We start from the raw sequence: 19,000 nt of genomic DNA, 5'->3' as shown, positions 1-19,000 counted from the left end.
GGAGGTCGCTATGAACCGGCGCGGGATGCGGGCTTGGCCCGGCGTTTTGGTGTGGTGTTTATGGCTGCTGTGGTGCCTGTGGCATCCCGCCGGGGCGGTGACGACCCTGGCCGTCGGTCCCGGCGTCGAATCCTTGCCGGTGGTGGCGGTCAATACCGGCAACGGGGAATTATTGGCGGTTTGGTACGACACCACCCCGTCCAGCGCCATCGAGAGCGGGGCGTATGACCAGGTGGTGGGCCGCCGCATCGATGCTTCGGGCCAGCCGGTGGGCACGGTGTTCCTGATTTCCGACCGGGTGTTGAGCGCCCCGACCTTGGGTGGCAGCCGTCCCGCCGTGGCCTATAACAGCAAGCGCGGCGAATTCCTGGTGGTGTACGACCGCGCTTACGACGGTAGCGCCGAACCCGGCCTCTACGCCCAGCGCGTCAGCGCCGAGGGCTTGCTGTTGGGCGATGAAATCACCCTTTCATCCGGCAGCGGACAGGGCAGTGTCCGCGTCGCCTACGATCCGGTGGCGGATGATTATCTAATGGTCTGGACCAGCGACCAGGGCATCATTGGGCAATTCTTCGATGGCGCGGGTGCGGCCTTGGGACAATCGGCGGTGTTCGCCCCGTCCGGGGCCAAGAATCCAGCCTTGGCTTTCAGCCCGTCCTCGCGGCGCTTCTTGCTGGCCTACGAAGCCGCCAGCGGCAGCGTGTCGGATATCCTCGGCTTCATGATCGCCGCCGATGGCAGTTCCGGCACCCAGATCGCCCTCGCCACCGCCGCCGGGGCGCAGACCACGCCCGGTGTGGCTTTCAACAGCCAGACCAACCAATTCCTGGTGACCTGGACCGATGCCCGCGACAGTACGCTGCCCGCCGCCGCCTACGGTCAATTGCTCGGCGATAGCGGCGGTTTGAAGGGCGGCAATGTCAAACTCGCCCCCGCCGCCTTGGCTCCGCGCCCGGTGTATTCTCCCGTGACCGGCAATTACCTCGTGGCCTGGGGCGTCAATAATTCCGCCTCCGCCAAGGTCGGGTTCATCCGGGGGCGCTTGTTCAAGGCGGGCTTGGCCGCCGTGGGCGCGGGCTTTTTCATTTCCGCCGACACCACCACCAGCCGGCCCGCGCTGATTGTCCGTCCCGCCGCGGGCGATGCCTACGCGGTCTGGGCCGGGACCAGTTCCGGCAAATCCGCCATCTTCGGGACGCTGGTGCCGCTGGCCCCGGCCAGCGCCAAGCTCAGCTTGGGCATGACGGCCCAGCCCCTCCGCGCCGAGGTCGGCGAGACCGTGACCTATACCCTGCGCGTCACCAACAAAGGCAGCGCCAGCGCCAAGACCGCCACCTTGAAAGACAAACTGCCCGCCAGCCTGACCTTGGTTTCCGCCACCAGCGACGCCGGTTCCTGCGCGGTCGAGTCCAATACCGCCCAATGCGAACTGGGCGAAATCAAGGCCGGGGCGGTGGTCAATGTCACTGTGACGGCGACCGCGGCCGGATTGGGCAAGCCCGTCAACACCGCCACCCTGAGCTGGGATAACGGCGGCTCGACCCTGGCCAAGGTGTCGGCCCAAACCGCGGTCAAGATCAGCTATCCCGGCACGCTGGTCCTGTTGTCCCCCAATGGCGGCGAAACCCTGGCGGCGGGTTCGGCATACACCCTCCAATGGCAGGTCCAGGGGGCGCGGAACGGGGATACGCTCAAGTTTTCCCTGTTCTATTCGCAGGACGGGGCCATCACCTGGACCCGGATCGCCAAGGATGTGGAAGGCGATTCCTATCCCTGGACGGTCCCGGCCACCCTCGGCAACCAGCACGTCCGGTTGAGGGTGGTCGGCTATTTCAATGGCAAGCCCTTGGGCCACGACCTGTCCGATGGCCGTCCCATGATCGAGGTGCTGAAGCTGACCGCGCCCAATGGCGGCGAGCAATGGGGTGCGGGCCAGGTCCAAACCATCGCCTGGACCACCCAGGCCACCCACAGGCCGGTGGCCAAGGTTTCGCTGTTCTATTCCCGCAACGGCCAGGATAACTGGAAGAAGATCGCCGATGTCTACGATAACACCGGCAGTTTCGCTTGGACCGTGCCGACCCTGTCCAAACCCAGCGACCGGGCCAAGGTCCGGGTGGTCCTCAAGGATGCCCAAGGCGTCGAGCTGGGCGCGGATAAGAGCGATGGGGCTTTCGGCCTCGATTGAGGCCGGGAGGGTTCTTTGGTTTGGACGGTCCCAGAACCGTCCGCCAACACGATCCCGACCGCCCACGTTATACTGACCCACCCCTTATCAAGGTGATAAATAATGCAAAATGCCGCCATGGAAAACCTGTTTTCCCAGATCATCCAGGAACTGGGCGAGGACGTGACCCGCGAGGGTCTGGTCGATACGCCCAAACGCGCCGCCGCCGCGTTCCGCTACCTCAACAGCGGCTATCACATGGACCTCGACAAGGTATTGAACAACGCGATCTTCGAGGCCGACACCGAGGACATGGTGATCGTCAAAGACATCGAGCTTTATTCCCTGTGCGAACATCATCTCTTGCCCTTCATCGGCAAATGCCACGTCGCCTACTTGCCCAGGGGCAAGGTGGTGGGGCTGTCCAAGATCGCCCGCATCGTCGAGATGTACGCCCGCCGCCTGCAAATCCAGGAGCGTCTCACCAAGCAGATCGCCACCGCCCTGCAAACCGCCGTCGATCCCAAGGGCGTGGCGGTGGTGATCGAGGCCAAGCATCTGTGCATGATGATGCGCGGCGTCGAGAAGCAGAATTCGGTGATGACCACTTCCTCCATGCTGGGGCTGTTCCGCAAGGAAATCAGCACCCGTTCCGAATTCCTCAACCTCATCAGCCGCTGACGCCGGGGCCACGCCAATGACGGCTAGCGACAACATCCAGGGCCGCCGGTGCGCCGTGCTGCTCGTCAACCTGGGGACGCCGGCCGCGCCGACCCCCGCCGCCGTAAGGAAATATCTGGCCGAGTTCCTGATGGACCCCCGCGTGGTGGAAATCCCCAGGCCGGTTTGGTGGCTGATCTTGCACGGGATCATCCTGCGGGTCAGGCCGCGCAAATCGGCCCATGCCTATGCGTCGATCTGGACCCCGGAAGGCTCGCCGCTGCTGGTGTATAGCCGCAAGTTGACCGACGCGGTGCGGCGGGAATTGGCCGAACGGCTGGGCGCGGAGGTGGTGGTCGAACTCGCCATGCGCTACGGCCAGCCGTCCATCGCCGGGCAGTTGGAGGCGCTCCGCGCCCAGGGCTGCGAGCGTTTCCTGGTCTTGCCCTTGTATCCGCAATACGCCGCGTCCACCACGGCCACCGCGTTCGACGCCGTGGCCGACACCTTCAAGCGCTGGCGGGCGGTGCCGGAACTACGCTTCGTGCGCGATTACCACGACCATCCGCGCTATATCGCGGCGGTGGCGGACAGCATCGAACGCCATTGGCGGGAACACGGGCGCAGCGGTTTCCTGCTGTTTTCCTTCCATGGCTTGCCGGAGCGCAGCCGCGAACTGGGCGATCCTTATGACCAGCATTGCCAGACCACCACGCGCTTGATCGTGGAGCGCCTGGGCTTGCAGGAGGGCGCTTGGCAACTGGTGTTCCAATCGCGCTTCGGGCCTGCGAAGTGGTTGCAGCCCTATTGCGTGGAAGTGCTGAAGGAACTGCCATCGCGGGGCGTGAAGGCGGTGGATGTGGTCTGTCCCGGCTTCGCGGTGGATTGCCTCGAAACCCTGGAGGAAATCGCCATCACCAACAAAGAGGTGTTCATGCAGGCGGGCGGGGAAAGTTATCGGATGATCCCGGCCCTGAACGATGGGCCGGAACATGCCAAATTGCTGGCCGATATCGCGATGGCCGCGCTGTAACCCGGTAGGGCGGGCGGGTGCGATCCGTCCCGCCATCCCCAAGCCCACCGCCCGCGCCATGTAGAATATCCGTCATCTCCCCAGCCCGCCCCGGACGGATTACCCCACCGCGATGCCCACCCCCACACGCCCTCCAGGCCGGGGTCGTCCCAGACGCCCCGTGCGACCCGCCCGCCGCCGCCCGTCGGGTGGCTTCCGCCGCCTCCTCATCCTGGCCGCGCCCTTCCTCATCGCCGGTTTCATGGCCTATATCGCCTATCTCGACTACACGGTGCGCGAGCAATTCGAGGGCAAGCGCTGGGCCTTGCCGGCGCGGGTCTACGCCGACCCCGCCGAGTTGTACGCGGGGGCGCATTGGGATGCGGCGCAATTGCTCTGGCTGCTGGATGAGCTGAAATACCGCGAAGATGCCGGACTGTCCTCGCAAGGCGCGTATTACCGTGTCCGCGACGGCATCGTCCTCAAAACCCGCGAATTCAGGTTTTGGGACAAGGCCGAGCCTGCGCGGGAAGTCCGGGTACGCTTCGCCGGGGGCGGGGTGGCGGAATTGATGGACATGGAGCGCGGCCAGTCCTTGCCCTTGCTGCGGATGGAGCCGATCCAGATCGGCAGTTTCTATCCGGCCCTCAAGGAGGACCGGGTACTCATCAAGCTCAGGCAAGCCCCCGATTTGTTGCTGAAAGCCCTGTTCTCGACCGAGGACCGCGAGTTCTACCAACATCATGGCGTGTCGGCGCGGGGCATTCTCAGGGCCATCGTCGCCGATATCCGGGCGGGTGCCCTCGTCCAGGGCGGCAGCACCCTGACCCAGCAGTTGGTGAAGAATTTCTTCCTCACCTCCGAACGCACTTGGTGGCGCAAGCTCAACGAAATCTTCATGGCCTTGATCCTGGAGGCCCGCTATTCCAAGGAGGAAATCCTCGAAGCCTATCTCAACGAAATCTACCTGGGCCAGGACGGGGCCCGCGCCATCCATGGCTTCGGGCTGGCCAGCCGCTATTACTTCAGCCGCTCGCTGGACGAATTGGAGTTGCACCATGTGGCTTTGCTGGTGGCACTGGTGCGCGGCCCTTCGGTCTACGATCCTTTCAAATCCCCCGACAAGACCCACAAGCGCCGCGATCTGGTGTTGGACGAGATGGTGGAGCAGGGTTATATCAACGCCAAGCAGGCCGCGACCGCCCAGGCACGGCCCTTGGACGTGATCCAGAATCCACACCAGGCCATCAGCCGCTATCCGGCGTTCCTGGATTTGGTACGCCGCCAATTGCAGCGGGAATACCGGCCCGAAGACCTGACCTCGGAGGGCTTGCGCATCTTCACTACCCTGGATGTGAACGTGCAGCGCCATCTGGAGCAAGCCACCACCGCCATCCTCAAGAAGCTGGACATCCAGACCCGTTCCACCCAATTGGAAACCGCCGCCATCGTCACCCGCCGCGCCAATGGCGAAATCGCGGCCCTGATGGGGGGGCGCGATCCGGGGGCGGCGGGTTTCAACCGGGCCTTGGACGCCGAGCGCCAGATCGGTTCCTTGTACAAGCCGGTGGTGTATCTGACCGCCCTGGCCAGCCCCCGCAAATACACCCTGACCACGCCCTTGCAGGACAGCGCCGTCCGGGTCAAAAGCCCCGGCAGCCCGGTCTGGCTGCCCAAGAACTACGATAACCGCGAGCATGGCGCGGTGCCCTTGTACCGGGCCTTGGCGCATTCCTACAACCTCGCTACCATCCGGCTGGGGATGAGCCTCGGGGTCGGCAACACGGTGAAGACCCTGCGTAAATTAGGGGTGGACAAGCCGGTCGATCAGGTACCGGCCTTGTTGCTGGGCACCCTGGCGCTGACGCCGTTCGAGGTGGCGGGGATGTACCAGACCCTGGCCAGCGAGGGGTTCATCACCCCGCTGCGGGCCATCCAGGCGGTGGTGGCCCAGGATGGCAAGACCCTGCGCCGCTACGGCTTGAGCGTGAAGCAATCGCTGGACGCCACTTCGGTCTATCTGGTCGATATTGCCTTGCGGTCGGTGTTGCGCGAGGGCACGGGCCGGCCGGCCTATGCCTACCTGCCGTCCACCCTGGACGCGGCGGGCAAGACCGGCACCACCAACGAACTGCGCGATAGCTGGTTCGCCGGGTTCACGGGGGATTATCTGGGCGTGGTGTGGGTGGGACGGGACGATAACCAACCGGCCCAATTGACCGGGGCGCAAGGGGCTTTGAAGGTTTGGGCCGCGACCCTTGGGGCCGTCAGCCACGAACCCCTGGCCTTGGACCCGCCGGATAATCTGGAATGGGCCTGGATTGACCGGGAAACCGGGGGGCGTACCGACGAAGGTTGCCCTGGGGCTGCGCGTTTCCCCTTCGTGGCCGGTTCGGTACCGGGGCGGTCGTCCGCCTGCGGTGGCGGGGTGCCGGAGGCGGCGGGCGGGGAAGCGGGAATCAAGGATTTGTTTTAGGGGGCGCTCCCGGACCGCCCACGGGCGATGGCTATACCCGCCTGCCCTGTTGCCCCGCGAGGGAAAGGTTGGCGTTGTGACCGTCCAGTTTGTCCAGCAACGCGGTGGCTTCGGCTTTTTGGCGGTCGTTGCCGTGGGTGGCGACTTCCAGGAGGATTTCCCTGGCCGAATCCTCGTCCTCCATGTCGGCGTAGGCTTTGGCCAAATCCAGCTTGGTCTCGAATTGATCCATGTCGGTCAATCCGGCGAACAAATCTTCTTCCTGTGCCTGGAGTTCGGGTTCGAGGTCGGTCGGGGCGGGGGCTTGGAATGCTTCGATCTCGTCGATGGCGGGCGCGGGTTCCAACAGGTCCAGGTCGAAATCGAAGCGGCCCAGCGGGGTGCGCTCCGCCGCCGGACCGGCCTCGGAGGTTGCCGCCGGTTCCTGGCCGATCTGGCCGGTGAGTTCGCGTAGGATGTCGTCGATGGTTTTGTCGGCGGGACCGTTGTCCGCCAGCAGGGATTCTTCCGGTTCGGAGGCGGGTTCCAGATCGAGGCTAAAGGGGATCAGGTTCTCCAGTTCCTCCATCGACCCGGTGTCCCGCCGCGGGGTGGCCTCGGGTTCGGCGTCCGCCGCCTTCAGGAAATCGAGGTCGAATTCCAGGGCGTCGAACAGGGCTTGTTCCGGCTCTTTGGCGGCGGGCGCGGGGGTTTTCGCTTCGGCGGCGCGGGCGGGGGTTGGCGTCGCCGCGGTGTCGTCGGTGTCCAGCCCGTCCAGGGAGAGGAAGCCAAGTTCGGCGTCGTCCCCGGCCTCCGGCCCGTCTTCCATGAATTCGATTTCGAAGCGCTTCAGATCGTCGATCAACTCGTCGGACAGGTCCAGGGAGCCAAGCGGGCTGGACGCGGGGACCGAGGATTTGGCGGGGTCGGCCCCTCCTATGCTGCGGGAAGGAGTTGGGGGGGCGGCTTTGAACAGGTCGCTGTTGGCCAGGAGTTCGCGGCCCATTTCCTCGACCTTGCTCCAGAAATTCTCTTGCTGGTGTTTGCGCTGGCCCTTGAGTTCGCGGGCATAGTTCTCGAAGGCCGCGCGGTTTTCGGTGGCGTAGTAGATTTCCAGCAGCTTGAGCTTGCACTCGTCGCGGTCGGGATGCTGCTGTATGGCGTGGCGGATCAGTTCCTCGGCCTGCTTGTAGCGGCCATAGGCGAGGTAGACATCGGCTTCCGACACCGGATCGACCTCGTCGGTCTCGCTGCCTAGCGCGTCGAAATCGCTGGGGGTGAATTCGCTGAGGAACGAACTCTTGGTGGTGATGACCGGTTCCGGGGTTTCTTCCAGCGCCTTGAGGGTGGGGAGCGGGGTGTGTTGTGGATTGCCTTCGCGTTCGGCGGCAAGCAGGATGCTCTCGGTGGCCGCGATCTTGGCGTTGCGCCAGCGGATGAGCAGCATGGCACCGAAGCCGACCAGGCCCAGGGCGGCACCCCCGTAAAGGTAGGGGCTGAAGTCGAACGGGGTTTCCGCCACGTGGACCGGAGCCGGGGGCGTGGCCGGTTTGGCGGGCGCGGTGGGTTTGGCGACCGGGGGTACACTGGGCTTGGGCGGCGGTTGCACCGCTGCCGGTGGCGGTGTGGGCGCGGTGGCGGTGGGCTCGGGTTTGGCGGTCGACGGCGGATTCGCGGTGGTGGCGGGTTCGGGTTTGGAGACTGGCGCTGGCTGGACCGGGGTTTCCGCGCCGGTGGCCTTGGGCGGCGGCGTGGCCGGTGCGCCGCGCTGGGCCTGTAGGCTGGCGATTTGCTCATCCTTGAAGGTCAGCAGGCGTTGGATATCGCCGAGTTGCTGCCGGAGCTGGGCCAGTTGCGATCTTAGGTCTTCGGTTTCCTGCTTGGCGGATTCGGCGACTTCCAGCGCCTGTTCGCTCTTGGCCCGGCTGGCGGGGGTGTCGCCGCCGGGAAGCCCGCCCGGGTTCCTGGGCCGGGCCTCGGGTGGCGGGGTGAGCTTGAGCTGGGGACCGCCGGTGTCGTAGGCCGATGTTCCGCTACCCTGGGCTTGCTGGCGGGCGAATTCGGAGCGGGCTTGGCCGGGTGCGAGCCGGGCGATGAAATCGCGGTTGGGCAGGCGCAGCACCGCGCCGGCCTTGAGCCCGTTCATACGGTAGCCGGAGAAGGCTTGCGGATTGGCTCGGAACAGGGCCAGCATCATTTGTTCCTGGGAGACGCCGGGGTCTTGGTTCAGGGCGCGGGCGATGCTCCATAGGGTTTCGTCGCGGCGCACCGGGCCATAGGCTTGGTCGGTGAGCTGGTCTGCGCTGGGCGGGGGCGGCGGGGCGGCGGCGGGGCGGGGCGCGGGTCGGGCGGGCCGGGGCGCGGATTCGCCAGCGCGGCGGATTTCGGCGACCCGTTCGTAGGTGCGGGGACCGGGGCGTTGCATGGCCGGGGAGTCTATTTCGGCCGCGACCCGTTCTTGCAGGCTGGAGGGCGGGTCCAGCAGTACGGTGAACTCGCGCAGCAAACGCCCTTGCGGCCAGTTGACCTCGACCAGGAAATCCATGAAGGGTTCGGTGATGGCCTCGCGGGAGCTGACTTGGATGATGTAATTGCCGTTGGCGGTTTGGGTGGGCGTGAAGCGCAGCTTGGTGAGGAAATATTGGCGGTCCAACCCCGCCTTGGCGAAAGCTTCGGGCGAGGCGAGGCTGACCTTGACATCGGCAAGCGTATCATTGCCGGACAGTACCAACGGGATTTCTGCGACCAGCGCTTGGTCCAGAGCGGAGTGCAAATGGATATCGCCAATACCTAGCGCGTTGACCCCCATCGGACTTAACAGACCTATCAACGCCACGGTTCTCGAGATTTTATGCACTGTTTGGCTCCTTATTTCCAATCGCTGGCAGCGCCCGCCCTAGGCCCGATTCGGGCCCACAGCCCTGAAAAGATTAGACTAGATGTAAGTTTTTGCCAAAATTTCGGCAATTTGGACGCTATTGAGCGCGGCCCCTTTGCGGACATTATCCGCCACTACCCAGAGGTTCAAACCCCTGGGGTGGGAGATATCCTCGCGCACCCGGCCCACGTAGACGGGGTCTTTCCCGGCGGCTTCGGTGACCGCCGTCGGGTATCCTCCCGGTTTGCGTTCGTCCAAAACTGTGACGCCTTCCGCACTTCGCAAAAGTTCCAGCGCCCGCTCGGCGGTGATTTTTTCGCGGGTCTCGATATGCACTGCTTCCGAGTGGCCGTAGAACACCGGCACCCGCACTGCGGTGGGATTCACCTGGATGCGGTCGTCACCCATGATCTTGCGGGTTTCCCAGACCATTTTCATTTCTTCCTTGGTGTAGCCGTTGGCTAGGAACACGTCGATCTGCGGCAGCACGTTGAAGGCGATTTGCTTGGGGTAGACCTCGGGGCTGATCGGCTTGCCGTTGAGCAGGGCCGCCGTCTGCGCCGCCAGTTCCTCGATGGCTTCCTTGCCGGTGCCCGACACCGCTTGATAGGTGCAGACGTTGATGCGCTCGATGCCCACCGCGTCGTGGATGGGTTTCAGGGCCACCAGCATTTGGATGGTCGAGCAATTGGGGTTGGCGATGATGCCGCGGGTTTTGTACTGGGCGATGGCTGCCGGGTTGACTTCCGGCACCACCAGGGGGATGTCGTCGTCGTAGCGGAATTGCGAGGTGTTGTCGATCACCACGCAGCCCGCCGCCGCCGCCTTGGGTGCGTAGAGTTCCGAGACCGACGCGCCCGCCGAGAACAGCCCGATATCGGCCAGCGAGAAATCGAAACCGGCCACGTCCCGCACGGTCAGGGTTTGGCCTTTGAATTCCACCTGCTTGCCCGCCGAGCGCTCGCTGGCGAGGGCGTAGACCTCGCCCACGGGGAAATCGCGTTCTTCCAGGATGGAGAACAGGGCTTCGCCGACCGCGCCGGTCGCGCCCAGGACGGCGACATTGTAGGTTTTGCTCATGGGAGCCTCCTGAAAAGGGTCGATCAGCGGGACGCCCGCAGGGCCGCGACGATGGCATCGCCCATTTCGGCGGTGCCGACCTTGCGGGTGCCTTCCGAGTGGATATCGGCGGTGCGGTAGCCTGCGTCCAGGGCGGCGGTGACGGCTTGTTCGATGCGGTCGGCGGAAGCGGCGTCGTCGAAGCTATAGCGCAGCATCATCGCCAGGGACAGCACGGTGGCGATGGGGTTGGCGACACCCTTGCCGGAAATATCGGGCGCGGAACCGTGGATCGGTTCGTACATGCCTTTGCCGTTCTTGTCCAGCGAGGCCGAGGGCAACATGCCGATGGAGCCGGTCAGCATCGCGGCGCAGTCGGACAGGATGTCGCCGAACATGTTGTCAGTCACCATCACGTCGAATTGCTTGGGGGCGCGGACCAACTGCATGGCGGCGTTATCCACGTACATGTGGGACAGGGCCACGTCGGGGTATTCCTGGCCGACTTCGATCATAATTTCGCGCCACAGCTCGGTGCATTCCAGCACATTGGCCTTATCCACCGAACACAGGCGCTTATTGCGCTTCTGGGCGGTTTGGAAACCGATGTGGGCGATGCGGCGGATTTCCGATTCGCTGTAGATCAAGGTGTTGAAACCTTCGCGCTCGCCCTTGTCATTGACGCGGCGACCGCGCGGCTGGCCGAAATAAATGCCGCCGGTCAGTTCGCGGATGATGACGATATCAAGGCCCGAGACCACTTCCGGGCGCAGGGTGGACGCCGCTTCCAATTGCGGATACAAGAGGGCCGGGCGCAGGTTGGCGAACAGTTCCAGTTCGGCGCGGAGACCCAACAAGCCGCGTTCCGGGCGCAGCGCATAATTCAGCGGTTCCCATTTCGGGCCGCCGACCGCGCCCAGCAGCACCGAATCGGCGGCGCGGGCCAGGGCCAGGGTGGCCTCGGGGAAGGGCGTGCCGTGGACATCGTAGGCCGCGCCGCCGATCAAGGCCGCTTCGGTTTCGAGGGCGAGGCCGAAATCCTGGTTCAGGCAGTCGATGACTTTGAGGGCTTCGGCGACGATTTCGGGTCCAATGCCGTCGCCCGGCAATACTGCGATTTTTTGGGTCATGGGTGCTGTGGGTAATGGTGATTTTCTTCGGGTGGGCGTTGCCGCCCATGGGGGCGGCGGTGGCGGGCTGGGGGGAACCCCGTCCGCCGCTGGGGCTTCAGGCCGCGTCCGGGAACAGCCAGGGCGCTTCGGCCCGGCGTTGGGCTTCATAGGCCCGGATCAGGTCGGCGCGTTGCAGGGTCAGGCCGATATCGTCCAAGCCTTTCAGCAAACGGTGCTTGCGGGAAGGGTCGATCTCGAAATGGAATTTTTCGCCGTACTTATCGGTAATAGTCTGGCTCTCCAAATCGACCGTGAGGTTATCGCCGGGTGTCAGTTCCGCGAATAAACGGTCCACCGCCGCCGTGGCCAGCACGATGGGCAGCAGGCCGTTCTTGAAGCAGTTGTTGTAGAAGATATCGGCGAAGCTGGGCGCGATGATGACCCGGAAACCGTAGTTGTCCAAGGCCCAGGGCGCGTGTTCGCGGGAGGAACCGCAGCCGAAGTTCTCGCGGGTGAGGAGGATTTGCGCCCCGTAATAGCAGGGCTGGTTCAGCACGAAATCCGGGTTCAAGGGGCGGTGGGTGCAATCCATCTCGGGTTCGCCCCGGTCCAGATAGCGCCATTCGTCGAACAGGAACGGGCCGAAGCCGGTGCGGCGGATCGATTTCAGGAATTGCTTGGGGATGATCGCGTCGGTGTCGATATTGGCGCGGTCCAGGGGCACGACCCTGGAACTGATGCGGTGGAAGGCTTTCATCGGTTTCCTCGTGATGGGGCTTTACAGGGCGTCCGCCGGGAGCGTGCGGACATCCACGAAATGGCCGAACACCGCGGCGGCGGCGGCCATGGCCGGGCTGACCAGATGGGTGCGGCCCCCGTAGCCTTGACGGCCCTCGAAATTGCGGTTGGAGGTGGAGGCGCAGCGTTCGCCCGGTTCCAGCCGGTCGGCGTTCATGGCGAGGCACATGGAGCAACCGGGGTCGCGCCATTCAAAACCGGCCTCGATGAAAATCTGGTCCAAGCCTTCTGCTTCGGCCTGCCGTTTGACCGGACCCGAGCCCGGCACCGCCAGCGCCAATTTCACGTTCGCGGCCCGCTGGCGGCCCTTGACCACGGCGGCGGCGGCGCGGAAATCCTCGATGCGGCCATTGGTGCAGGAGCCGATGAAGACTTTATCCACCGGGATTTGGGTTAGCGGCGTGCCGGGCTGCAAATCCATATAGGCCAGGGCGCGTTTCATGCTCTCGCGCTTGACCGCGTCGGTTTCGGCTTCGGGATTGGGCACGCAGGCATCGACCGGCAGCACCATTTCCGGGGAGGTGCCCCAGGTCACTTGCGGCTGGATGGCGGCGGCGTCGATTTCGATCACGGCGTCGAACACCGCGTCGGCATCGCTGTGTAATTCGCCCCAAGCAGCCACGGCTTGTTCCCACAGTTCGCCGCTCGGGGCGTAGGGACGGCCTTGCAGATAGGCGAAGGTGGTGGCATCCGCCGCCACCAGACCGGCGCGGGCACCAGCCTCGATGGCCATATTGCACACGGTCATGCGGCCTTCCATCGACAGCGCCCGGATCGCCGAACCGGCGAATTCGATGCTGTAGCCGGTGCCGCCCGCCGTGCCGATCCGGCCAATGATGGCGAGGACGATATCCTTGGCGGTGACGCCGGGGCCGACTTCGCCCTCGACCGTGACCAGCATGTTCTTGGCCTTGGATTGCACCAAACACTGGGTCGCCAGCACATGCTCCACTTCGGAAGTGCCGATGCCGAAGGCCAGCGCCCCGAACGCGCCATGGGTCGCGGTGTGGGAATCGCCGCAGACGATGGTCATGCCGGGCAGGGTCGCGCCCTGTTCCGGCCCCATCACATGCACCACGCCCTGGCGCGGGTCGGCCATGTCGAATTCGGTGATGCCGAACTCGGCGCAATTGTTGTCCAGGGTTTCCACTTGCAGGCGGGAGACCGGATCGGCGATGCCCTGGGCGCGGCCCGCCGTGGGCACGTTGTGGTCGGCGGTCGCGAGGTTGGCCGCCGTCCGCCAGGGCTTGCGTCCCGCGAGCCGCATGCCCTCGAAAGCCTGGGCCGAGGTGACTTCGTGGATCAATTGGCGGTCGATGTAGATCAGGGCGGAACCGTCCGCTTCGGAACAGACCAAGTGGCTGTCCCATAACTTGTCGAAAAGGGTTTTGCCGGCCATGGGCGCTGGATGCTCGAGGTTAGGGGTTGGGAAGGATGCGCGGCGCGATTTCTTGGCGAATCTTGGAGCCGTGCGGTGGCAGGCCGGGGGTCGGTCCCGGCCTGGGGAACGGTCCTTATTCCAGGGCGAGAAACAGCCGTGCGGTGATGGTGTCCACGCTGCCGACGCCGTCCATGCTGGCGAACTTCAGCCCGCCCGCCGTGGCCTGGGCGCGGTAGTAATCGACCAGGGGCTGGGTCTGGGTGTGGTAGATGTCCAGGCGTTTGCGGACGGTGTCTTCTTTGTCGTCGTCGCGCTGGATCAAGGGTTCGCCGGTGATATCGTCGAGTCCCTCGGCCTGGGGCGGATGGAATGTCACATGGTAGATGCGGCCCGAGCCGGGGTGGACCCGGCGGCCGGTGATGCGGCCGACGATTTCCTCGTCGTCCACCACGATCTCCACCACGCGGTCGATGCCGACGCCCAGGGCTTCGAGACCCTCGGCTTGGGCGATGGTACGGGGAAAACCATCCAGCAGGAAGCCGTTGGCGCAGTCGGGCTGGACGATGCGTTCTTTGATGATTCCCAGGATGATGTCGTCGGATACCAATTGCCCGGCGTCCATGACCTGCTTCGCGGCCAGGCCCAGGGGCGTTCCTTCGCGTACCGCGGCGCGTAGCATATCGCCGGTGGAGATTTGGGGGATGTGGTATTTCTCGGTGATGGCCTTGGCCTGTGTGCCTTTTCCTGAACCGGGGCTGCCCAGAAGGATCACGCGCATTTCATGGTCTCCGCTGTGGATTAAATACCCAATTCTTTCATAAAACGACCAAGCCTGTCACACGGAGATGGATTCCTGGGATACGTCCGGGGATTTCGGTGCCGGGAGGGTGTCGGCCTGGGTCCATGCGCCCGCCGTGTCGCGCCGTTCCACCCGGATCGCGCCTTCGGGCAGCGGGCTGGCGTAGCCGTTGCGGCCCCAGCGCTTGACCTCGTACATGGCGAGGTCCGCCGCCCTCAGCAAATCCTCCAACCCCTGGCCGTGGGAGAGGGCGATGCCGATGCTGATGCCTATGGTGACGCCGATGCCCTGGTCCAGCGCGATGGGCTGTACCACCCGGTCCACGATCTCGTGGGCGACCCGCCGGGCTTGGTCCAACGAGGCGCAATCCAGCAGCGCGATCAGGAATTCGTCGCCGCCCAGCCGGCCCACGATATCGCCCGAGCGCACGCAGGACTTGAAGCGCTGGGCGGTTTCCAGTAACACGCGGTCGCCGGCGGCGTGGCCGTGGGTGTCGTTGACCGCCTTGAAATGGTCCAGGTCCAGCAGTAGCACGGCCTGGGGTTGGTGGGAGGAGGCGTCCAGCCGCCGCCGCAATTCGCGCTCGGCGGCGTGGCGGCGCAACAAGCCGGTGAGGAGGTCGTGATCGGCCTCGTGTTGGGTGCGGAGTTCCAGGGCACGGCGCTCGGTGATGTCGTACACCACGCCCTCGTAACGGGTTTCGCCTTGGCCGTCGGTCTGGCGCGACAGCAGGCAATGTACCCAGGCCGGTCCCGCGTCGTGGTGCCTGAGCTTGAGGTCCATGGCGGTGGAATGGCTCCCGGCCTGATGGAAAAGGTGGTGGAATTGCTCCGGGTCGGCGAAGGCCAGGGCCGGGAAATCCTGCCCGACCAGGGATTCCGGCGACAGCCCCGGCAGGCCCAGCACCCGTCCGAGGGTGGGGTTGGCCATGCACAGGTGGCCTTGCCCGTCCAGTAGGAAGATACCGGCGCTGGTGTTCTCGAACACCTCGCGTAGCCGCCGTTCCACCACCTGGACTTCTTTCCGCAGTAGCCGCTCGGCGGCGAATTTCTCCTCCAGGGTCGCCAACAGGCCATTGATATCGTTCACCAGTTGGCCGAGTTCGTCGTCGCGGTGGTGGGGCAAGGGTTTCAGGCGCTCCTGTTCCCCGGCCCGGATGGCGTGCAAGGCACCGGATACCCCCGACAGCGGCAAGGACAGCGAAGACCGCACCAAGCCCAGCACCAGCAAGGCGGTCAGCCCGATCAGCACGGAGGAAGTCAGCGCCCCGACCTGGGCGGCGTGGCGGGCTTCCCGCAGGTTGACGCGGGCTTCCGGGAACACCAGCAGCCGCCCCACCACTTCGCGCTCGCCGAAGGGCGAATGCAGGTCGCGCACCAAGACGGGACCGGGGGGAACCCTGGCATGGCCGGTCTCGCGCAGCCGGTGGAGGTCGAGGCCGCGGTCGTTGAGCAACCGGGCCTCGTGGACGATATCGTTGCGCAGCAGGCCGTCCAGCACATCCGCGCCGATGGCGGAGTTGCCGGAATAGGCGGCGACGGCGGCGGTGGTTTCCACCGTGTCCAGCAATTGGTTGAGCCGGGTTTCGGTTTTTTCGCTGGCCCATTGGAATTCGGCCATGAACAGCGCCACCGAGGTTAGCAAGGCCAATAACAGGGCGGTCCAAAACACCGCGCGCGCCAGCTTGAGATGCAAATGTTGTTGTCGCGTCGAGGTATTCATTAAGGCAGTATCAACAGCACCCTGATCGTGTTATCTGTGTGGATTTTATCAATGTATCCGATGGCGTCCTCGTTTTCCCGCACCATCTGCAACATCGCCGCGTCGTCCGGCAGTTTGGGCGGGGGCGAGCCTTGCCCGGAAAACACGATCCTGGCCCAATAGGCGTCGATCTGGGCCAGGGGGCGGCCGGTGAGCTTCTGATAGAACTCGCCCCGGAGCGGGGAGGATTGGTCGAAGGGCAGGGCGAACCTATGGTTGGGGAAGGTGCGGGTCCGGCCCAGGAAGACATCCTGGACCTCCTCCGTGGCCAGGGGGGCGAGTTCGTTCTTGCGGTTGGCGATGACCGCCAGCTCGGCGGAAGCCGTCGGCGCCAGGGCCAGGGCGAGCAGGGCGGCGAGTGGGGCCTTCATGGCTAGAACACGAAGTCCACGCCCAGCGACCAGACATCGACCTGTCCGGGCGTGGGAGCGGATAACTCGGGTTCCACCCAGAGCTGGGCGCCGTTCTGTCCCAGCCAGTAATGGCTCCATTGCGCTTTCAGGTCGATGTTTTCGTAGACATCCCAGCGCAGTCCCAGGGACACCGATTTTTCGTCCACGCTATTGGCGTTGATGAGGCTGTCCGCCGCGCGCCAGAGCAGATCGACCGCGGGCGTCGCCAGCCAGGGCCGGGGGAGGGTCGCCGTGTGGCGGAGGGTCTCGGAAATGCCCAGCAGGGTGTAGAACGTGACGGGACCGGCCCGCCGTCCCAGGCTCAGGTAGCCACTGGCCACCGAAGGAAAACTGACCACTTGGGAGTCGGTGTAGGACGCCTCCAGTTGCGCCAGCCACCCGCCGTCGTCGTAGGCCAGGCCGGCGGAAATATAATGCAGGTCCCTGTTCTGGGGCGAAATCATGCCGGGATAGGTGTTGGCACCCGGCCAGACCGTGTTCACCCAGGGATTGTCCAGCGCGGCGTAGAGCGGTTGGATCGGCAGGTCGGTCTTGGTCTTGGCGTAGTTGTAGCCGAGCCGCGCCCGCCAGTCGCCGCTCTCGTAGCCGAGGCTGCCGCCCACGATGACCGCGCCCAGGTCCAGGTCGAACAAAAAGCTGGGCACGGTATAGGACGCATAGCCCACGAAGCTCTTCGCGGTCAGGTAGCCGCCGCCGAGCGGGGTTTTGTGGGACAGGTCGATGCCGTCGAAGTGATAGGTCGGGAGGCTGGCATAGAACTCGTGCGGCGGGCGCATCCAGGGATAGGCATAGCCGACGTTGCGGTAGTCGGACAGCATGAACACATCGAAGCCCAGCCGTCCGACCCGGAAGTCGAGGTTTTCCTCCGGGCTCCAGCGTAGGAAGGCCCAGTCCAGGTTCTGCTCGATGAACTGTCCGGCATGGTTGCGGGCCACCCATTGTATCCCGGCCCGCCAGGAGGGGCCGAAATCCACGTCGAGTTGTAGGCCGAGCCGGGAATCCGGGTCCACGCCCCAGGTGCGGGTGACGCCATTGCCCTGGGTGGTGTCGCGGCGGAACTGGATGAGGTCGGTGTCGGTGCCGCTGACGCTGAGTGTGCCGAACCCCTTGAAACTCCAGGTCGGCGTATCGGCGGAGGTGGCGGCGGGCAAGGCCAGCAACGCGGCGGCGAGCCCGGGTTTCCAGGTGGCGCGGAGCGGGAGCATAGGGGTATTCCGTGGGGCCGTGGGACGGTGCCTTATGGGTTTATTCTGTGCGCGATGGGGAGGGGGTGCTGCTGGCAACAAGCATAGTTGGTTTAACAAACCACAGCCGGGGCCGCTGCCATCCCCGCCATCCCGGCCCATCCACCGATTGGAGAACCCCATGTCCGACCTGAACGATCCCCGCGTTTTCTTCGCCGCCGAGCGGACCCTGCTGGCTTGGAACCGCACCAGCCTGGCCTGGATGGCGTTCGGCTTCGTCATCGAGCGTTTCGGTTTATTCATGCGGCTGGTGGCGGGCGACCACACCGGGCCTTGGTCGCGGGGCATATCGTTCTGGGTGGGGATCGTCTTTATCCTGGCCGGGGCCGTGATCGGCCTGGGGTCGACCCTGCAATACCGCACGGTCCTGAAGAGCCTGAAGCCGGTGGAAATCCCCAAAGGCTACCGGGTCGGCCTCGGGATGGCTTCCAACCTGCTGGTGGCCGTGCTGGGGCTGGTTTTACTGGGGTATTTGTTCGTCGGCGGGAATTAGGGGCCCGGCGGCGGATAGGTTCGAGCGGAGGCAAAAGCTGCCCGGCAGGGCGGGTAGCAAGGCTTACGGGCCGAAAATCCGGCCTGCTCGACGACGCTCCCATCGCCGCCAAAACCGGCCCCGCCCCCGAGGACATCGCCCGGCTCCGGCCAGGCTGAACCCCGGCCAATCATGTACAATCGCCGCTTTGCTCTCTAATGGAAAACAGCGTGGAAACATTTCACGGAACAACCATCGTCTCGGTCCGCCGCGGCGATAAGGTGGTGATCGGCGGCGACGGTCAAGTCACCCTCGGCAACACGGTCATGAAGGGCAACGCCCGCAAGGTCCGCCGCCTCTATCATGGCAGGGTGCTGGCGGGCTTCGCCGGGGCCACCGCCGACGCCTTCACCCTGTTCGAGCGCTTCGAGGGGCAGTTGGAAAAACAGCGCGGCAATCTCACCAAAGCCGCCGTCGAATTGGTCAAGGACTGGCGCACCGACCGCATGTTGCGCCGTCTCGAAGCTTTGCTTGCCATCGCCGACAGCAAGGCTTCGCTGATCATCTCCGGCAACGGCGACGTGATCGAACCCGAGAACGGCTTGATCGCCATCGGTTCCGGCGGTCCCTTCGCCCAGGCTGCCGCCCGCGCCCTGTACGAGAACACCGAACTCGACGCCCGCGACATCGTCGAGCGCTCGCTGAACATCGCCGCCGACATCTGCATCTATACCAACCGCAACCTCACCATCGAAGAACTCGACCTGCAATCGGACTTGCAAGAATAAC

15 protein-coding genes are annotated in these 19,000 nt (G+C 64.8%); 6 read left to right on the top strand and 9 right to left on the bottom strand.

Translation table 11 applies throughout. The annotated features are described in order from the left end of the window. The first annotated feature begins 10 nt into the window (after window positions 1-10). The 4 genes from B9N93_RS14690 (at window position 11) to mrcB (ending at window position 6,315) form a co-directional block, all read left to right on the top strand. On the top strand, window positions 11-2,188 hold the full coding sequence (locus B9N93_RS14690; RefSeq protein WP_085214905.1) for a DUF11 domain-containing protein: 2,178 nt from the start codon (window positions 11-13) through the stop codon (window positions 2,186-2,188). Between the two features lie 117 nt (window positions 2,189-2,305). After that, entirely contained in the window at window positions 2,306-2,848 is a 543-nt protein-coding gene (gene folE, locus B9N93_RS14685) for a GTP cyclohydrolase I FolE (protein WP_085216287.1), read from the top strand. Between the two features lie 16 nt (window positions 2,849-2,864). Further along, window positions 2,865-3,860: a ferrochelatase gene (hemH, locus tag B9N93_RS14680; RefSeq protein ID WP_085214903.1), complete on the top strand. Its 996-nt coding sequence runs from the start codon at window positions 2,865-2,867 to the stop codon at window positions 3,858-3,860. 160 nt (window positions 3,861-4,020) lie between these two features. After that, window positions 4,021-6,315 carry a penicillin-binding protein 1B gene (mrcB, locus tag B9N93_RS14675; RefSeq protein ID WP_254899400.1) on the top strand — a complete coding sequence of 765 codons (2,295 nt, stop codon included), beginning with the start codon at window positions 4,021-4,023 and terminating at the stop codon, window positions 6,313-6,315. A gap of 31 nt (window positions 6,316-6,346) precedes the next feature. On the opposite strand, the gene B9N93_RS26730 is transcribed toward mrcB, so the two are convergent. The 9 genes from B9N93_RS26730 to B9N93_RS14630 all read right to left on the bottom strand — a co-directional run bounded on the left by B9N93_RS26730 (window position 6,347) and on the right by B9N93_RS14630 (window position 17,700). Further along, window positions 6,347-9,067, bottom strand: a complete 2,721-nt coding sequence (locus tag B9N93_RS26730; protein WP_125469002.1) for a motility hub landmark protein FimV — start codon at window positions 9,065-9,067, stop codon at window positions 6,347-6,349. Window positions 9,068-9,229: 162 nt separating this feature from the next. Then, window positions 9,230-10,252, bottom strand: coding sequence for an aspartate-semialdehyde dehydrogenase (locus tag B9N93_RS14665; RefSeq protein WP_085214897.1), 1,023 nt, complete (start codon window positions 10,250-10,252; stop codon window positions 9,230-9,232). Between the two features lie 23 nt (window positions 10,253-10,275). Next, window positions 10,276-11,361 (bottom strand): 3-isopropylmalate dehydrogenase, encoded by a 1,086-nt coding sequence (gene leuB, locus B9N93_RS14660; RefSeq protein WP_085214895.1) that lies wholly within the window; start codon window positions 11,359-11,361, stop codon window positions 10,276-10,278. Between the two features lie 97 nt (window positions 11,362-11,458). Then, window positions 11,459-12,100, bottom strand: coding sequence for a 3-isopropylmalate dehydratase small subunit (leuD, locus tag B9N93_RS14655; RefSeq protein WP_085214893.1), 642 nt, complete (start codon window positions 12,098-12,100; stop codon window positions 11,459-11,461). 21 nt (window positions 12,101-12,121) lie between these two features. Beyond that, window positions 12,122-13,540 carry a 3-isopropylmalate dehydratase large subunit gene (gene leuC / locus B9N93_RS14650; protein ID WP_085214891.1) on the bottom strand — a complete coding sequence of 473 codons (1,419 nt, stop codon included), beginning with the start codon at window positions 13,538-13,540 and terminating at the stop codon, window positions 12,122-12,124. Between the two features lie 115 nt (window positions 13,541-13,655). Beyond that, window positions 13,656-14,300 carry an adenylate kinase gene (gene adk, locus B9N93_RS14645; RefSeq protein ID WP_085214889.1) on the bottom strand — a complete coding sequence of 215 codons (645 nt, stop codon included), beginning with the start codon at window positions 14,298-14,300 and terminating at the stop codon, window positions 13,656-13,658. Between the two features lie 57 nt (window positions 14,301-14,357). After that, complete coding sequence (locus tag B9N93_RS14640) at window positions 14,358-16,043, bottom strand: sensor domain-containing diguanylate cyclase (protein WP_085214887.1); 1,686 nt, start codon at window positions 16,041-16,043, stop codon at window positions 14,358-14,360. Next, window positions 16,043-16,453, bottom strand: a complete 411-nt coding sequence (locus B9N93_RS14635) for a hypothetical protein (protein WP_085214885.1) — start codon at window positions 16,451-16,453, stop codon at window positions 16,043-16,045. Before B9N93_RS14635 ends, B9N93_RS14640 begins: the two co-directional genes overlap by 1 nt. 2 nt (window positions 16,454-16,455) lie before the next feature. Further along, on the bottom strand, window positions 16,456-17,700 hold the full coding sequence (locus tag B9N93_RS14630; protein WP_085214884.1) for a porin: 1,245 nt from the start codon (window positions 17,698-17,700) through the stop codon (window positions 16,456-16,458). 160 nt (window positions 17,701-17,860) lie between these two features. Between B9N93_RS14630 and B9N93_RS14625 the strand changes: the two genes are divergently transcribed. After that, window positions 17,861-18,232, top strand: a complete 372-nt coding sequence (locus B9N93_RS14625; RefSeq protein ID WP_085214882.1) for a YidH family protein — start codon at window positions 17,861-17,863, stop codon at window positions 18,230-18,232. Between the two features lie 209 nt (window positions 18,233-18,441). Continuing rightward, window positions 18,442-18,999: an ATP-dependent protease subunit HslV gene (gene hslV / locus B9N93_RS14620; protein WP_085216286.1), complete on the top strand. Its 558-nt coding sequence runs from the start codon at window positions 18,442-18,444 to the stop codon at window positions 18,997-18,999. Window position 19,000: the final 1 nt, after the last annotated feature.

Source organism: Methylomagnum ishizawai (assembly GCF_900155475.1).
Classification (GTDB): Bacteria; Pseudomonadota; Gammaproteobacteria; order Methylococcales; family Methylococcaceae; genus Methylomagnum; species Methylomagnum ishizawai_A.
The sequence above is the reverse complement of the archived record's forward strand: the minus strand, read 5'-3'. Positions and strand labels throughout refer to the sequence as shown.

Coding starts and splice junctions, on each gene's coding strand:
- leuD (WP_085214893.1), bottom strand. CDS start 12,100: ATGAAAGCCTTCCACCGCATCAGTTCCAGGGTCGTGCCCCTGGACCGC.
- B9N93_RS14630 (WP_085214884.1), bottom strand. CDS start 17,700: ATGCTCCCGCTCCGCGCCACCTGGAAACCCGGGCTCGCCGCCGCGTTG.
- hemH (WP_085214903.1), top strand. CDS start 2,865: ATGACGGCTAGCGACAACATCCAGGGCCGCCGGTGCGCCGTGCTGCTC.
- B9N93_RS14625 (WP_085214882.1), top strand. CDS start 17,861: ATGTCCGACCTGAACGATCCCCGCGTTTTCTTCGCCGCCGAGCGGACC.
- leuB (WP_085214895.1), bottom strand. CDS start 11,361: ATGACCCAAAAAATCGCAGTATTGCCGGGCGACGGCATTGGACCCGAA.
- B9N93_RS14690 (WP_085214905.1), top strand. CDS start 11: ATGAACCGGCGCGGGATGCGGGCTTGGCCCGGCGTTTTGGTGTGGTGT.
- B9N93_RS14635 (WP_085214885.1), bottom strand. CDS start 16,453: ATGAAGGCCCCACTCGCCGCCCTGCTCGCCCTGGCCCTGGCGCCGACG.
- B9N93_RS14665 (WP_085214897.1), bottom strand. CDS start 10,252: ATGAGCAAAACCTACAATGTCGCCGTCCTGGGCGCGACCGGCGCGGTC.
- leuC (WP_085214891.1), bottom strand. CDS start 13,540: ATGGCCGGCAAAACCCTTTTCGACAAGTTATGGGACAGCCACTTGGTC.
- folE (WP_085216287.1), top strand. CDS start 2,306: ATGGAAAACCTGTTTTCCCAGATCATCCAGGAACTGGGCGAGGACGTG.
- adk (WP_085214889.1), bottom strand. CDS start 14,300: ATGCGCGTGATCCTTCTGGGCAGCCCCGGTTCAGGAAAAGGCACACAG.
- B9N93_RS14640 (WP_085214887.1), bottom strand. CDS start 16,043: ATGAATACCTCGACGCGACAACAACATTTGCATCTCAAGCTGGCGCGC.